The sequence below is a fragment of the Amycolatopsis sp. NPDC104819 genome, from assembly GCF_055583145.1.
The window spans coordinates 193,909-211,754 of record NZ_JBVJON010000008.1; the positions used below are offsets into that span (position 1 = coordinate 193,909).

Annotated in this window: 2 protein-coding genes; both read right to left on the reverse strand. The window is 75.0% G+C overall.

Features of this window, described 5'->3' with window-relative positions; all coding sequences use genetic code 11:
• Positions 1-17: 17 nt before the first annotated feature.
• Positions 18-5,750, reverse strand: coding sequence for an SDR family NAD(P)-dependent oxidoreductase (locus ACZ63E_RS26240; RefSeq protein ID WP_465338759.1), 5,733 nt, complete (start codon positions 5,748-5,750; stop codon positions 18-20).
• Positions 5,747-17,755, reverse strand: coding sequence for an SDR family NAD(P)-dependent oxidoreductase (locus ACZ63E_RS26245; protein WP_465338760.1), 12,009 nt, complete (start codon positions 17,753-17,755; stop codon positions 5,747-5,749). The genes ACZ63E_RS26240 and ACZ63E_RS26245 overlap by 4 nt, the downstream gene beginning before the upstream one ends.
• Between the last annotated feature and the right edge of the window lie 91 nt (positions 17,756-17,846).

A 17,846-nucleotide genomic window follows, 5' to 3' on the forward strand; every position in this document is an offset into this window, starting at 1 on the left:
GCCGCGCGAGCGACTGCTCACGGCCGGGTGAACCGCGTCCGGATGGCGTCGGCAACCTGGTCGGCGTGTTTCGCCATGATGGTGAAGTGGTCGCCGTCGAGGACCCGGTTCTCGTGCGGCTGCGGCCACTCGTGGCGCCATTCGGCGTCTTCCAGGGGGTCGGCGCCGGCCGGTGTCTGGGGCGGGGCGGCGGCGGTGAGCATCAGCACCGGCACCGACAGCTCGGGGTCGAGGCGCCATTCGTCGTTGTGCAGGCCGATGTAGAGCGCGGACGCGGTGATCTTCTCGAACGAGTAGTTCTCGCGCCGCGTCACTTCCTGGTACTGCCGTTGGAAGAACTGCTGCAGCCGCACCGGGATGTGGTCGCCGGTGTAGGTGTCGATCAGCACCACGCCGAGGGGCCGCGGGACGCCGGCGCGCTCGATCGCGGCGGCCACGGCGTGTGCCTGGGCACCGCCCGACGAGTAGCCGACCAGCACGTACGGCTCGTCGCCGCCAGCCCGGCCGACGGCGTCGGCGAGCGTGTCGACCAGTGCGGTCCACGACGCCGCCACCGGCGTGTCCGTCGTGTACCCGGGCGGCACGATCACCGTCACATCGGCGACGCCGGCGAAATGCGCGGCCATGGCGCTGTAGTTCAGCACCGGTTCCCAGGTGGAGATCGACGGCAGGCAGATGAGCTTCGGCATGAGCCCGCCGCGCGCCAGTTCCGTGACGCGCACGCCGGCGGCCAATTCCTCGACCGTCGTCCCTCGTTCGCGGACCGCGGCGGCGGCCGTGGCGAGCGCGGTCGCCGCCGGGTACTGCCCGCTCTCCGCCAGCGCGGCGTAGACACTCGCGAAGTCGCGGCCGGACGACGGGGTTTCGCGCGGTCGGTCGAGCCGGGCGAGCAGGTCCTGGGCGCCCGCGCGCGGGGTGGCGTGGTCGAACACCCACGTCACCGGCAGCTGCACCCCCGTGGCCTGGCTGAGCCGGTTGCGCAGTTCCACCGCCGTCAGGGAGTCGAACCCCGCTTCGCGGTACACCTTCGTCGCGCCGAGCCCGCCGTCTTCGGTGTCCCGGCCCAGGACGACGGCCGCCTCGCGGCGGACGAGGTCGGTGAGCACCTCCAGCTTCGCCCCGGCGTCCAGGCCGGTGAGGTCCGGCGGCCCCGGCTTCGGCGCGGCCGTGCGCGGTGCGAGGTCCCGCAGCAGCGGGTCGACCGTGCCCGCGCGCAGCGCCGCGTGGTCGAGCAGCACGGGCACCAGCACCGGTTCGGTCGACGCCAGGGCCGCGTCCAGCAGCGCGAGGCACGTCTCTTCCGGCATCACGCGCAGTCCTGACCGGGCGGTCCACTGCGCTTCGCGAGCCGTGCGCTGCTCGTCCGCTTCCCGGTAGCTCCACAGGCCCCACGCCAGGGAAGTCGCGGGTAGACCGGCTGCGCGGCGGCGGGCGGCGAGGGCGTCCAGGGACGCGTTGGCCGCGGCGTAGGCGCCCTGCCCTGGGCTGCTCAGCACTCCCGCGGCCGACGAGAACAGCACGAACGCCCGCAGGTCGCTCTCGCGCGTCAGCTCGTCGAGGTACTCGGCGGCCTCGCTCTTCGGGCGCCGTACGGCGGTCAGCCGTTCCCGGGTGAGGTCACTGATCAGGGCGTCGTCGAACACGCCCGCGGCGTGGACCACCGCGGTCAGCGGCCCGGCCGACGCGACGAGGTCGCGCAGCTGGGCCCGATCGGTGACGTCGCACGCGACGGTGCGCACCGACGCCCCCGCCGCCGCCAGCTCGGCGACCAGCGGCGCGTTCGCGCCGGTCCGCGAAGCCAGGACCAGCCGCCGGATCCCGTGCGTGGCAACGAGGTGCTTCGCGACGGTTCCGCCCAGCACGCCGGTGCCGCCGGTGATCAGCACCGTCCCGGCCGGGTCGAGCGGGGCCGCGTCGCCGGTGTGCTCGAGCCGCTTCAGGCGGGGCGCGACGAGCGAGCCGTCCCGCACGGCCAGCTGCCACTCCCCCGTGTCCAGCACGTCGGGGATCTCGTCGCCGGGGAGGTCCAGGAGCAGGAACCGGTCCGGCAGCTCGGCCTGGGCGCTGCGCACCAGGCCCCACACCGCGGCCGCGCGCGGGTCCGTCTCGGCGTCCCGCGTGACGACCACCAGCCGTGTGGGGCCGGTGGCGAACCGCTGGAGCGCGTCGAGGACGTCACCGAGGTCGCCCGCCCGCAGCACCGCCCACGGCTCGTCCGTCACCTCGTCGGTCGAGGGCAGTTCGACCGGTCCCGGCACCGGCGAAACCGGCACCCAGTCCATCACCAGGGGTTTCGGCGCGAACGACACCGGTCGTGTCACCAGTGACCCGGCCGAGAACACGGGCGCGCCCGTCTCGTCGGCGATCACGACCGCGACGCCGTCCGCCGAGACGGTCAGCTTCACGCGCACGACGGAACCGGCGGTCCCGGGCACGGCGACGTCCTTCCACGCGAAGGCGATCCCCGGCTCGCCGTCCGCGAGGAAAGCGAGGTGCAGGGCCGCGTCCAGCAGGGCGGGGTGGATCGCGAACCCACCCGGCTCGGCCTCGACCGCGACCTCGCCGTAGAAGCACCCGTCCGCCCGCCACGCCGCGCGCAGCCCCTGGAACGCCGGGCCATAGTCGTACCCCAGGTCGGCGAGCTTCGCGTAGAAGTCCTGCAGCCCCAACGGTTCCGCATCGGCCGGTGGCCAGGGCCCCGGCGGTTCCGGGACCTCCGCTTCGGCGCCGAGCGTGCCGGTGGCGTGCCGGGTCCACTCCGGACCGAGGCGGGAGTGGATCTCGAAGGCGCGGCCGCTCACCGCCACCTGCACCGCGACCTTGTCCGCGCCCAGCACCAGCGGCGCCTCCATCACCAGTTCGCGCACGACCGGCTGGTCCACGCGGCGGCCGGCCTGCACCGCCAGTTCGACGAACAGCGACCCGGGCGCCAGCACGGTGCCCGAAACCGCGTGCTCGGACAGCCACGGGTGCGTCTCCCGCGACAGCTCACCGGTCAGCACGAGCCCACCGGACGGGCTCGCGACGGCCGCGCCGAGCACCGGGTGCCGCACGCCTTCCAGGCCCAGCCGCGTGGGGTCGCCGTGAGACTCGGGGCGCAGCCAGAAGTGCCGGTGCTCGAACACCGTGGTCGGCACCGGAACCGGCCGGACCTCGGGCAGCGCCGACGTCCAGTCGACGTCGGCGCCGTGGGCGAACAGCTCCGCCAGGGTCCGGGCCAGCCGGTCCGGGCCGCCGTCGTCGCGGCGCAGCACCCCGGTGACCGCCGCGTCCGGCAACGTCCCGGAGATCGACGAGGCCAGCACCGGGTGGGTGCTCACCTCGACGAACAGCCCGAACCCGGCCAGCGCGGCGACGGCGTCGGCGAAGCGCACCCGGTTGACCAGGTTGCGTCCCCAGTACCCGGCGCCGGGCGGCTCCCGCACCCAGTCGGCGTCCACAGTGGACATCCAGGGCACGGCCGGCACGCGGCCGCGGACGTCGGCCAGCAGTTCCACCACCCGGCCCGCGATCGGTTGCGCGTGGCGCGTGTGCGAGGCGAACGATGACGCCACGGCGCGCACCCGCACCCCGCGCTCGCGGTAGTGCCGTTCGACCTCGGCGATCGCGTCGTGGCTCCCGGCCAGCACCACCGAGTCCGGGCCGTTGACCGCGGCGATCTCGATCCCGTCCGGAACGGCCACCTGCTCCACCGGCAGCCCGACGGTCACCAGTCCCCCGCCGCGGCCCAGCTCGGCGCCCGCCGCCGCCCGCAGCGACACGACCTTCGCCGCGTCCTCCAGCGTCAGCGCGCCCGAAACGCACGCCGCCGCGATCTCCCCCTGCGAATGGCCGACCACCGCGTCCGGCCGCACCCCGTAGGACTCCAGCAGCGCGGCGAGGGACACCATCACGGCGAAGGTGACCGGCTGCAGCACCTCGACCCGGTCCAGCGAGCCGGCGCCCACCACGACGTCCCGCAGTGACCAATCCACCCAGGGCGCCAACGCGCGCTCGCACTCCGCCATCCGGGCCGCGAACACCGGCTGGGCGAGCCACAGGTCCCGGCCCATGCCGACCCACTGCGCACCCTGGCCGGGGAACACGAACACCGTCTTCGGCTCCTCGCCCGCCACACCGGTGACCACCCCCGCCGAGGTGCGGCCCGCGGCGACGTCTCGCAGCCCGGCGACGGGGTCCGCGCCGAGCACCACGGCGCGGTGCTCCCAGCGCGCTCGGCCGGTGGCCAGCGCCCGGGCGACGCCCGCCCGCTCCGCCCGGGTCGTCGTCAGGTGTTCGGCCAGCTTCGCGGCCTGGGCGGCCAGCGCCGTGGCGGACCGCGCCGAGACGACGAACGGCCAGGCCCCGGGTGCCTCCACGGGCAGTTCCTCGGTCCCGGCTGGAGCTTCTTCGAGGATGACGTGCGCGTTCGTTCCGGCGACGCCGAAGGAGGACACGGCGGCCCGCCGCGGGTGCCCGTCCGGCTTCCAGGCGACCGGCTCGGTCAGCAGCTCGACGTCACCCCGCGACCAGTCGACCTGGTCGGTCGGCCGTTCGACGTTGAGCGTGCGCGGCAGCAGCTCGTGCCGCATGGACAGGACCATCTTGATCACCCCGACCACCCCGGCCGCCGCCTGGGTGTGGCCGAGGTTGGACTTGACCGACCCGAGCAGCAGCGGCCGGCCACGGCGCTGCTGCCCGTAGGTCGCCAGCAGCGCCTGCGCTTCGATCGGGTCGCCGAGCACGGTCCCGGTGCCGTGAGCCTCCACGGCGTCCACTTCGGACGGCTGGACGCCGGCGTCGGCCAGTGCCTGCCGGATCACCTGCTGCTGCGCCGGGCCGTTGGGCGCGGTGAGCCCGTTGGACGCGCCGTCGGAGTTGACCGCGGAACCGCGCAGCACCGCCAGGATCGGCTTTCCGGTGCGCTGCGCGTCGGAAAGCCGTTGCAGCACCAGGACTCCGGCCCCTTCGGACCAGCCGGTGCCGTCGGCGTCGGCGGAAAACGACTTGCACAGCCCGTCGGAGGCGAGCCCGCCCTGCTTGGAGATCTCGGTGAACACACCAGGCGTCGCCATCACCGTGACCCCACCGGCCAGCGCGGTCGAGCACTCGCCGGCCCGCAGGGCGCGCTGGGCGAGGTGCAGCGACACCAGCGACGACGAGCACGCCGTGTCGACCGTGAGCGACGGCCCCTGAGCGCCCAGCACGTAGGAAACGCGGCCGGACAGCGCCGCCGGGGCCGTGCCGGTGAGCAGGAACCCCTCCGACTCGCCTTCGGCACCGATCCCGTAGGACTGCATGGAAGCACCGACGAAGACGCCGAGATCGCTGCCCCGCAACGAAGTCGGGTCGATCCCGGCTCGTTCCAGGGCCTCCCACGCGGTCTCCAGCACCAGCCGCTGCTGGGGATCCATCGCCAGCGCTTCGCGGGGCGAGATGCCGAAGAAGTCGGCGTCGAACGCGCCCGCGTCGTGCAGGAACGAGCCGCGCCGGGTCACCGACTTGCCGGTGCCGAACAGTGCGTTCAGGTCCCAGCCGCGGTCGGCGGGGAACTCGCCGACGGAGTCGCGCCCGTGCACGAGCAGGTCCCAGAACTGCCCGGGCTCGGCGATGCCGCCGGGCAGCCGCAGGCCGATCCCGACGATCGCGACGGCCTCGCCGCGCTCGGCCTCCAGCTGCGCCACGCGGTCCCGGGCCCGGCGCAGCTCGACGGTCATCCGCTTGAAGTACTCGACACTCTTGTCGTCCACACCGGCCTCCACCGCCGTCACCCGAGTTCCTGGTCGAGGAATTCGAAGAGGTTGTCCTTGGTGACCTCGTCGAGGTCGCCGTTGCGCGCCGGTTCCGCCACCGGGAGCGCGTCGAGCAGTTCCCGCAGGCGCGCGGCCACGACGGCCACCGCGGGATCGGCCGCGTCGAGCGCGCCCAGCTCCGCGCCGAGCCGGTCGAGCCGGGCCGGCCACGCGGGTTCGGCGGCTGGCTCGGCCAGCTGCTCGTGCAGGTGCCCGGCCAGCGCCGTGGCGTTCGGGTGGTCGAAGACCACCGTCGCCGGGAGGGCCGCGCCCGTGGCCGCGCCGAGCCGGTTGCGCAGCTCGACCGCGGTCAGCGAGTCGAACCCGGCGTCGCGGAAGGACCGGGTCCGGCCGATTTCCCCGCCCAGTACCGCGGCGGCTTCCGTGCGGACGAGGTCGAGCAGGCGCGCCCGCCGTTCCGGCTCGGCCAGCCCGGTCAGGTCGAGCCGGGACCGCTTCGGCACGGCCGCGACACCCGCGAACGCGGCGAGCACAGCAGGCAGGTCTCCCGCTCGGGCGCGGAGGGCGGGCTTGTCCAGCCGGATGGGCACCAGGTCCGCTCTCGGCGCGGTCAGCGCGGCGTCGAGCAGGCGCATCGCCCGCTCCGGGGCCAGCGGGCGGACCCCCGACCGGGTCATCCGGCCGGCGTCGGCCTCGGTCAGCCGGGCCGCCATGCCCGTGTCCCACGCGCCCCAAGCCAGCGAGACCGCCGGGTGCCCGGCGGCGCGCCGCCGGGCCGCGAGGGCGTCCAAGGCCGCGTTCGCGGCGGCGTAGTTGCCCTGCCCGGCGCCGCCGAGCACCCCGGCGGCCGAGGAGAACAGCACGAACGCGGCCAGGTCCCGGTCGCGGGTCAGCTCGTCGAGGTGCACCGCGGCGTCCAGCTTCGGCCGGAGCACCCGGTCCACCGCGTCGGCGTCCATTGTGGACACCGTCGTGTCGGCGACCACGCCCGCCGCGTGCACCACGGCGGTCAGCGGCACCGGGACGGCGTCGAGCAGGGCACGCACCTGGTCCCGGTCCGCGACGTCGCAGGCGGCCAGCGTCACCTCCGCGCCGAGGGACTCGAGCCGCTCGCGCAGTTCGGTCGCCTCCGGTGCCGTGCGGGCGGCCAGCACGATTCTGCGCACGCCGTACGCGGTGACGAAGTGCTCCGCCACGACGCCGCCCAGCGCGCCGGTGCCGCCGGTGATCAGCACCGAGCCGGCCGGGTCCGGTCGCCGGGGCAGGGTGAGGACGTTCTTGCCGACGTGCCGGGCCTGGGACATCGCGCGGAAGGCGTCGACAGCGTGGCCGACGTCCCACCGGGTGATCGGCGGCAGCGCCAGCGCGCCTTCGGCGAACAGCCCGAGCAGCGTCGTCAGCATCTCCCCGATCCGGTCCGGTCCGGCTTCGTTGAGATCGAACGCCCGGTAGCCGGGAACACCGGTGCGGACGTCGGTCTTGCCCATCTCCAGGAACCGCCCGCCGGGGCGCAGCAGCCGCAGCGACGCGTCGACAGCCTCCCCGGTCAGCGCGTTGAGCACCACGTCGACCGGCGGGAACCGCCGCTCGAACCCGGTGGTCCGCGAGTCGGCGATGTGGTCGTCGGCGAGGCCGCTTTCGCAGAGCAGCGCGTGTTTGGGCGTGCTCGCCGTGGCGAACACCTCGGCCCCGAGGTGCCGGGCGAGCTGCACGGCGGCGGTGCCGACCCCGCCGGTCGCCGCGTGCACCAGCACCTTCGTGCCGGCACCGAGACCGCCGAGGTCCACGAGCCCGTAGTAGGCGGTCAGGTAGGCCACCGGCACCGCCGCGGCCTGCTCGAACGTCCATTCCGCGGGGATCGGCGCGACGAGCCGCGCGTCGGTGGTCGAGACCGGGCCGAAGCTGCGGGGGAACAGACCGAAGACCCGTTGTCCCGGCACGAAATCCACGTCGGGACCGACCTCCGTGACGACGCCGGCCGCCTCGCTGCCGAGCACCGGCTCGCCGGGGTAGAGGCCGAGCGTCATCAGCACGTCGCGGAAGTTCACGCCCGCGGCCCGCACCTCGACCCGGACCTCGCCCGCCGCCGGTGGGCGGTCCGGGCGGCGGCGCGCGGCCACCCCGTCGACGGTCCCGGACCCGGTGACCTCCAGCGCCCACGCGCTGACGCCGTCGAACGCGGCCAGCCGCGGCACCCACACCGCGCCCTCGCGCACGGCGACCTGCGGCTCCCCGGCCCCGACGGCCAGCGGCAGCTCCGCCGGATCGCCGAGTTCGGCAAGCAGGTACCGGCCGGGATTCTCGGTCTGCGCACTGCGAACGAGACCCCAGACCGCCGCCACGACCGGATCTTCCCGCGCCGGGCCCGTGACCACCGCCAGGTTCCGACCCTGTGCCTCGGCCTCGGCGATGTCCGCCAGCACCGCGGCGACGGCTTGCCGGGCCTCCGGCGCCTCGACCCGGTGCACGAGCCACCCGTCGGTCGCGGCCTTCGTGGCGGCAGGCAGCCGCACCCAGTCGAGCGCGTACAGGTCGTCCACGCGGGAGCCGGGCGCGGCCGGACGGCTGAGCAGCGAGTCCAGCGTCAGCACCGGATCACCGTGCCGGTCGAACACCGCGACCGCGGCCCCGCCGTCGGCCGGGGTGAGCCGGACCCGGACCGTGGTGACGTCGCGGGCGTGCAGTTCGACGCCGGTCCAGGCGAACGGCAGCCGCGGGTCGCCCGCGTCCAGCGCGCCGACGTGCAGCGCGGCGTCGAGCAGCGCCGGGTGGAGGCCGAACCCGGCCGGGTCGAGCGAGTCCGGCAAGGTGACCTCGGCGAACAGCGTGGCGTCCTGCCGCCACGCGGCGCGCACCCCCTGGAACGCCGGTCCGTAGCCGTAGCCCTGGTCCGCCAGCCGCTCGTAGAAGTCGCTGACGTCCAAGGGCTCGGCGTCGGGCGGCCACTCGGTGAGCGGGTCCGAGGCGGCGGTCGCGGGGGCGAGCGTGCCGCTCGCGTGGCGGGTCCACCGGTCCCCGGTCCGGGCGTGGACGGCCACCGGGCGCCGACCGTCCTCGGCCGCTCCGACGATCACCTGGACCGTCGTGGTTTCCCGGGGTTCGAGCACCAGCGCCGACTCGATGACGAGTTCGGCCACCGCCGGGGAGCCCACCCGGGCGCCCGCCTGCAGCGCGAGGTCGACCAGCACGGCGCCGGGCAACAGCACCGTCCCGGAGATCACGTGCCCGGCGAGCCACGGCTGGGCCGCGAGCGAGACGCGGCCGGTCAGCACGATCCCGCCGGTCTCGGGGTTGTCCACGGCCGCACCGAGGATCGGGTGCCGGACGTGGTCCACCCCGAGCCCGGCCGCGTCGCCGGTGCCGGGCGGCAGCCAGTACCGCTGGTGCTCGAAGGCGGTCGTCGGCATCGGTGCCTTCGGTCCGGCCGGGAGCACGGCGGCCCAGTCGACGTCGGCTCCGCGCGTGAACACCGCGCCCGCGGCGGCGAGCGCGGATTCGGCCTCCGGGCGGTCCCGGCGGGTCACGGCGACGGCGGCCGGGCCGTCGGCGAGACCCGCGATCAGGCCGGTCAGGGTGCCGCCGGGACCTAGCTCCAGCACGGTGCGCACCGGCAACGCGGCCACGGCGTCGGCGAACCGGACCGTCCGGCGCACCTGGGCGGTCCAGTAGTCCGGCGAGCAGGCTTCGGCGTCGGACAACGGTTTCCCGGTCACCGAGGAGATCAGCGGCACGGTGGGCGGGCGGAGGTCCAGCGTCGCGGCGACCGCGTGGAACTCGGCCAGCATCGGTTCCATGAGCACCGAGTGGAACGCGTGGCCGGTGGTGAGGTCGCGGCACCGGTGGCCGGCTTCGGTGAGCGTGCCGACAGCCTCGGCGATCCGGTCACGGTCGCCGGAGAGCACCACGGAGGCCGGTCCGTTGACGGCCGCCAGATCGAGGTCACCGCACAGGGCGCGGACCTCGGCCTCGCCGGCGGCGACCGCGACCATCCGGCCCACGCCGGGCAGGTCCTGCATCAGCCGCCCGCGCGCGGCGACCAGCTTCGCCGCGTCCGGCAGGGTCAGCACTCCGGCGACGTGGGCGGCGCTCAGCTCGCCGATGGAGTGGCCCAGCAGCACCGACGGCCGGATGCCCCACGACCCCAGCAGCGCCGCCATCGCCACTTCCACCGCGAACAGCGCCGGTTGCGTGTGCACCGTGGCGTCCAGGTCACCGCCCTCGAAGACGAGCTCGCGCAGCGGCAGGGCGAACTCCGCGCACACGGAGTCGAACGCGTCGCGGAACACGGGGAACACTTCGTAAAGCTCCCGACCCATCCCCGGCCGCTGGGCGCCCTGACCTGCGAACGCGAAGGCGACCGCGCCGTCGCCCGCCGGGACGGACGCGGGCAGGGACCGCAGCGCCTCGGCGGCCTGTGCGGGATCCTCGGCGACGACGACCGCCCGGTGTTCCCAGTGCGCCCGCGCGGCGAGGGTCCGGGCGACGGCGGGCAGGCCGGCGTCCAGGTGCGCGGCGATCCGCTCGGCCTGCGCGGCGAGCCCGGTTTCCGTGCGGGCCGAGACTATGAGCGGCACCGGGCCGGTCGCCGTCTCGGCCTCAGGTGCCCGCGGCGGGCCTTCTTCGATGAGCACGTGGGCGTTGGTGCCGGACACGCCGAACGAGGAGATTCCCGCACGTCGCGGGCGTTCGCCACGCGGCCAGGCGACGGGCTCGGTCAGCAGCGCCACCGATCCCTCGGTCCAGTCGACCTTCGCGCTCGGGGTGGCGGCGTGCAGGGTGCGGGGCAGCAGGCTTTCGCGCAACGCCAGCACCATCTTGATCACGCCGGTGACCCCGGCCGCGGCCTGCGTGTGGCCGAGGTTCGACTTCACCGAGCCGAGGTGCACGGGTTCGGACCGGTCCTGGCCGTAGACCGCCATGATCGCCTGCGCCTCGATCGGGTCGCCGAGCACCGTGCCGGTGCCGTGCGCTTCGACGGCGTCCACTTCGGACGGTGCCAGTCCGGCGTTCGCCAGTGCCTGCCGGAGCACCTTCTCCTGCGCCGGGCCGTTCGGCGCGGTCAGCCCGTTCGACGCGCCGTCCTGGTTCACCGCGCTTCCTCGCAGCACGGCCAGAATCTCGCGGCCTTCGCGGCGGGCGTCGGAAAGGCGTTGCAGGGCCAGAACGCCGACACCCTCGGCCCACCCGGTGCCGTCGGCGTCGGCGGAGAACGAGCGGCAGCGTCCGTCCGGGGACAGGCCGCGCTGACGCGCGAACTCGACGAACCCGCCTGGGGTGCCCATCACCGTGGCGCCGCCGGCCAGCGCCATCGAGCACTCGCCCGACCGCAGGGACTGCGCGGCCAGGTGCAGCGCCACGAGCGACGACGAGCACGCGGTGTCGATCGAGACCGCCGGGCCCTGCACCCCGAGCACGTACGCCACACGACCGGCCGCGACGCTGGCCGCGGTGCCGGTGCCGAGCAGTCCTTCGAGGTGTTCGGCGCGCGTCCCGCTCGCGTAGTCGTGGTACATCAGGCCGGTGAAGACCCCGATTTCCTTGCCGCGCAACGACGTCGGGTTGACGCCCGCGTGTTCCAGTGCCTCCCAGGAGGTCTCCAGCAGCAACCGCTGCTGCGGATCCATCGCCAGGGCCTCGCGCGGGCTGATCCCGAAGAAGCCCGCGTCGAAATCGCCCGCGCTGTCGAGAAAGCCGCCGTGGCGGGTGTAGGTCGTCCCGGGGGTGGCGGGGTCCGGGTCGTAGAGCGCGGCCAGGTCCCAGCCGCGGTCGGCGGGGAAGCCGCCGATGGCGTCGCCGCCGCGGGAAAGGAGGTCCCAGAACTCGCCGGGCTCGGTGATGCCGCCGGGCAGGCGGAGGCCGAGGCCGACGATCGCGATCGGCTCGGTGGTCGGCACCGTCACCGCCGCCGTGGAGACTGCCGTGGTACCGGCGAGACGGTCGCGCAGGTGCTCGGCCAGTGCGGTCGCGCTGGGGTGGTCGAACACGGTGGTCGCGGGGAGCCGGAGTTTGGTCGCCGCGGCGAGCCGGTTGCGCAGCTCGACCGCGGTGAGCGAGTCGAAGCCGAGGTCGCGGAAGGCCGTCGACGGCGGCACCGGCTCCGAACCCAGCACCGCGCCCGCTTCACGGCGCACGAGCGCCAGCAGGTCACGCTCAGGGGCCGCGAGGCGCCGGGGCGGCCCGGCGAGGGCGCGGAGCACCGGCGGGAGCCGTTCGCCCTGCTCGCGCAGCTTCGGCAGGTCGAACACGACCGGCACCAGCAGCGGACGCGGCGAGCGCAGGGCCGCGTCGAACAGCCGCAATCCTTGCGCGGGGGCGATGCCGGAGAGCCCGGCCCGGGTCATGCGGCTCTTGTCCGTGTCACTCAGGTGCCCGGTCATGCCGGACGGCGGTGTCCAGAAGCCCCAGGCCAGCGACCAGGACGGCAGCCCGGCTGCCCGCCGCTTCGCCACCACGGCGTCGGCGTAGGCGTTGGCGGCGGCGTAGTTGGCCTGGCCCGCGGACCCGAGCACGCCGGCCGCGGACGAGAACACGATGAACGCGTCGAGATCGCGGCTCAGCTCGTCGAGGTGGTCGAGCGCGTCGGCCTTCGGGCGCAGCACCTCGTCGAAGCCGGTCAGGTTGGTCAGCAGCCCGTCGTCGAGGGCGCCCGCCGCATGGATCACGACCTTCGGAGCCAGGTCGAGGAGCTTCCGGACCTGCTCGCGGTCGGAGACGTCGCAGGTTTCGAAGCGGACGTCGGCCGTCCGCAGGCGTTCGGCCAGCTCGGCGTCGTAGCCGGACCGGGACGCGAGCACGAGGTTGCGCACGCCGTGTTCGGTGACGAGGTGTTCGGCGACGAGACCGCCGAGCGTTCCGGTGCCCCCGGTGATCAGCACCAGGCCGTCGGGGTCCCAGGTGAAGGGGTCACCCTCGTCGCGGACCCGCGTCAGCCGGGGGACGCGCGGGCGGCCGTGCTCGATCAGGAGCTGGGTTTCCCCGGCGTCGAGGGCCGCGGTGACCAGGCCGGGCAGCTCCGGGGCGTCGTTCGCCAGCAGGAACCGGCCGGGGTGCTCGGCCTGGGCGCTGCGGACCAGACCCCACACCGCCGCGGCGACCGGTTCGTCCGGCGGCTGGGAGGTCGCGACGACCAGCTGGTCTTCGGTCCGGAGCAGCCGCAGCACCTCGTCGAGGACCGACCGCAGCGGCCGGTCGGTGGCGACGCGGTGGATCGGCCAGGAGGCCGTGGACGCGGTCGTGAGCGGTGCGTCGACCCAGTCGAGGCCGTAGAGCGGGTCGGTCGCGACCGGGCGGGTGACCAGCTCGCCGAGCGTGAGCACCGGGGCGCCCGCCGGGTCCTGCAGGTGCAGGGCGATCCCGTGCGGGGTCGGCGTCAGCCGGGCGTAAACGGTGGTCGCGCCGGTTTCGTGCACGGCCAGCCGGTTCCAGGCGAACGGCAGGCGCACGCCATCGGCGCCGCCGAGCGCGGCGGCGTGCAGGGACGCGTCGAGCAGCGCCGGGTGCACGGCGTACCCGGTGGGTGCCTCCGGCAGCGTCACCTCGGCGAAGATCTCTTCCCCCTGCCGCCAGACCTGGTGCACGCCTTGGAAAACCGGGCCGTAGCCGTAACCGAGGTCGGCGAGTTCGGCGTAGAAGCCGGCGACGTCGACCGGGTCACCGGCCGGGGTGAAGAGGGTCGGTTCGACGGCCGCGCCCAGGGTTCCGGTGGCGTGCCGCGCCCAGTCGCCGTCCTCGGCACGCGCGTGGATGCTCAGCTCGCGGCCGTTGGTCACCAGCTGGATGCGGCGGGGGCGCGCGTCGAGCGCGATCGGTGCCTCGATGACCAGTTCCTCGAGGCCGGGGTGTCCGGCGAGCACGCCGGCCTGCAGGGCCAGTTCGGCCAGCACCGCGCCGGGCACGAGGACTTCCCCCGCCACGACGTGGTCGGCCAGCCAGGGCTGCAGCGTGGTCGACAGCCGGCCGGTGAGCACCAGCCCGCCGGTCGCCGGGTTGTCGACGACGCCGTCGAGGATCGAGTGTGCGAGCGGCGAGCCGGTGGCGGCCGGGCGCGGCGCGAGCCAGTAGTGACGCCGCTCGAACACCGTGGTGGGCACGGCCACCGGGGGCACGTCGGGCACGACCGCGGTCCAGTCGACGTCGGCGCCGTGGGCGAAGGCTTCACCGAGTGAGCGGAGGAACCGGTCGCGGCCGCCGTCGTCGCGACGCAGCGAACCCACCGCGGCCGCGCCGGGCAGCGTGTCGAGCACCGCGGCGGTGAGGATCGGGTGCGGGCTGCACTCGACGAACAGGCCGAACCCGCCGAGCTCGGCGACGGCCGCCGAGAACCGCACCGGTTCGCGGAGGTTCCGCACCCAGTAACCGGTATCCACCGCACCGGCCCACTCGACGTCCACAGTGGACATCCACGGAATCTCGGGCGTGACGGTCTCCACCGCGCCGAGGCGCGACCGGATCTCGTCGGCCACCGCGTCCACCTGGGCGGTGTGCGAGGCGTAGTCGACCTCGATCCGGCGCACCCGGACGTCGGCCTGCCGGTAGCGTTCCTCCAGTTCTTTCAGGAGGGCGGGGTCTCCGGCGAGCACCACCGAGCGGGGCCCGTTCACCGCCGCGATCTCCACGCCTTCGGGCACGTCGTCCGGGGAGATCCCCACCGACAGCATGCCGCCGCGTCCGGCCAGCCCGGTGGCGATCACCTGGCTGCGCAGCGCGACCACCTTCGCGGCGTCCGCCAGCGACAGCGCGCCGGCCACGCACGCCGCCGCGATCTCCCCCTGCGAATGCCCGAGCACCGCGTCCGGCGTGAGTCCGTACGACTGCCACAACGCGGCCAGCGACACCATCACCGCCCACGAAACGGGCTGAACGACGTCGACCCGGTCCAGCCGCCCGCCGAACACGACGTCCCGCAGCGACCAGTCCACGAAGGGCGCCAGCGCGCGCTCGCACTCGGCCATCCGCGCGGCGAAGACCGGCTCGGACTCCCACAGTTCGCGGCCCATGCCGGGCCACTGGGCACCCTGGCCCGGGAACACCAGCACAGTCCGGCCGGAACCGGCTGTCACCGGGGTCGCCGCCCGCAGCGCGGCCGCGGCATCTGAGGCGGACTCCGCGACCACGACCGCCCGATGGCTCCACACCGAACGGCCGGTCACCTGCGCGCGAGCCGTCCGGACCAGCGACGCGCCGCTCTCCAGGTGCTCGGCCAGCTTTGCCGCCTGTGCGGCCAAACCGGACTCCGTCCGCGCCGAGACGACCAGCGGCACCGGCCCGGCGACGGGCGGTTCCGCGACCGGCTCGGTCCGCGGTCCTTCCTCCAGCACGACGTGCGCGTTCGTCCCGGACATGCCGAACGACGACACCCCGGCCCGGCGCGGACGTCCCGTTCCCGGCCAGCCGGTCCGCTCGGTCACCAGCCGGACCGCTCCGCTCGACCAGTCGACCTGGCCGGTCGGGCGCTCGGCGTGCAGGGTTCGCGGCAGCTCGCCGTGCCGCATCGCCAGGACCATCTTGATCACGCCGATCACCCCGGCCGAGGCCTGGGTGTGGCCGAGGTTCGACTTCACCGAGCCGAGCCACAGCGGCGTCTCGCGGCCCTGGCCGTAGGTCGCCAGCACCGCCTGCGCCTCGATCGGGTCCCCCAGCACCGTGCCGGTGCCGTGCGCCTCGACTGCGTCCACTTCGGACGGTTCCATGCGCGCGTTGGCCAAGGCCTGGCGGATCACCTTCTCCTGCGCCGGACCGTTCGGCGCGGTCAGCCCGTTGGACGCGCCGTCCTGGTTGACCGCGCTGCCGCGCAGGATCGCCAGAATCTCCCGTCCGTCGCGCTCGGCGTCGGAAAGCCGTTGCAGCACCACGACTCCGACGCCTTCGGCCCAGCCGGTGCCGTCGGCGTCGGCGGAGAAGGGCTTGCACCGGCCGTCCGCGGCCAGGCCGCCCTGCCGGGCGAACTCGACGAACCCGGTCGGCGTGGCCATCACGGTGGCCCCGCCCGCCAGGGCCGTCGAGCACTCCCCCGCCCGCAGCGACTGCGCCGCCAGGTGCAGTGCCACCAGCGACGACGAACACGCCGTGTCCACGGTGACCGCCGGACCCTGCGTCCCCAGCACGTAGGCCACCCGTCCGGAAAGGACACTCGACGACACGCCGGTCAGCAGGAAGCCCGCCGAGTCCGGTGAGGACATTCCGTACGCCTGCGTCGCCGCGCCGACGAAGACGCCGAGCTCGCTGCCGCGCACCGACTTGGGCGCGATCCCGGCGCGTTCCAGCGCCTCCCACGACGTCTCCAGCAGCAACCGCTGCTGCGGGTCCATGGCCAGGGCCTCGCGGGGGCTGATGCCGAAGCACCCGGCGTCGAACAGACCCGCGTCGCTCAGGAAGCCGCCGCGGGTGCCGGCCGCGTCGAAGTCCGGGTCGAGGTCCCAGCCGCGGTCGTCCGGCGCCGCGCCGATCACGTCCCGGCCCTCGGCGAGCAGGTCCCAGAACTCCTCCGGCGTTTCGACGCCGCCCGGGAGCCGCACACCCAGACCGACGATCGCGATCGGTTCGTCGGCGGTGGCCCGCGGCCCGGCCGGTTCGGACGCAGGCGCCGCGCCGGTCAGCTCGGCGTGCAGGAACGCGCCGAGCCGGCGGGCGTCGGGGTGGTCGAACGCGACGGTGGCCGGCAGCCGGATCCGGGTCGCCGCACTGAGCCGGTCGCGCAGTTCCACCGACGTCAGCGAGTCGAACCCAGCGTCCCGGAACGCCTGCTCCCCGTCGATCGGCCCGGCGAGCGCGAGCACCGCGGCGGCCTCGGCCCGCACCAGCTCGACGAGCTCGGCCGCCGAACGGTGTGCCACCGGCGCCGCGGCGGTCTCTTCGTCCGCCGGTTCGACGACCCGCGACAGGAGCGGGCTCGGCCGCGCGGCGGTGAACAGCGCGCCGAAGCGCGGCCAGTCGATCCGGGCCACGACGGCCGCCGTGCGGCCGCTGCCGACGACCTCGGCCAGCGCGCGCACGGCGGCTTCCGGCTTCATCGTGAGCACGGCGCGGCGGCGCAGCTCGGCCTCGCCGTCGGCGGCCATGCCCGCGCCGCCCCACGCGCCCCAGGCGATCGCGGTGGCGGTGAGGCCGCGGGCGCGGCGGGTGCCGGCCACGGCGTCGAGCACGGCGTTCGCCGCGGCGTACGCGCTTTGCCCGGCGGCTCCCCACACCCCGGCGATGGAGGAGAACAGCACGAACGCGTCCAGCGGCCGATCGCCCAGCAGCTCGTCCAGCACGATCGCGCCACCGGCCTTCGCCGCGAGCACGTCGTCGTAGGCGCGCCGGTCGAACTCGTCGATCCGGTGCAGCCCGCCGGGCACCCCGGCCGCGTGCACCACGGCGTCGGGCGGGTACAGCGCCAGCACCTCGGCGACCCCGTCCCGATCGGTGATGTCGCAGGCGACCGGGATGATCCGCGGGTCGTCACTGGTGCCGCCGCCGCGGCTGAGCAGCACCACGCGCTCCGCCCCGGCGGTCAGCGCCCACGCGGCGACGTGCCCGCCGAGCGCGCCGGTGCCACCGGTGATCAACACCGTGCCCCGCGGCGTCCACCGGGCCGAGCCGCCCGGCAGCGGGACGAGCCGCCGTCCGAACGTCCCGTCGGCGCGGATCGCCACCTGGTCTTCGTCGCCGCCGAGCACCCCGAGCAGCGCATCCACCGGCGTTCCGGCCGGCAGGTCGATCAGGCCGCCCCACTGGTGCGGCAGCTCCAAGGCCGCGACCCGGCCGAAGCCCCACAGTTCCGCGGCGGCGAGGTCCACGGCCTCGGTCGCGTCAACCGCGACGGCACCGCGGGTCGCCACCCAGACGCGGGCGTCCGGGTACGCGTCCAGCGTCGCCACCAGCTCGTCCACGGACGGCGACACGCACAGCACACCGTCCGGGATACTTTCGGTGCCCAGGGCTGCCGCGAGGTCGTCGTCGCCGAGTACGAGCCAGCGCCCGGCGGGTGGCCGGGAGCGGTCCGGCAGGCGCTGCCAGGTGATCTCGTACCGCCACGGGTCCACAGTGGACCGCGGGGGGGGGGGGGGGGGGGGGGGGGGGGGGGGGGAGGGGGGGGGGGGGGGGGGGGGGCGGGGGGGGGGGGGGGGGGGTGAG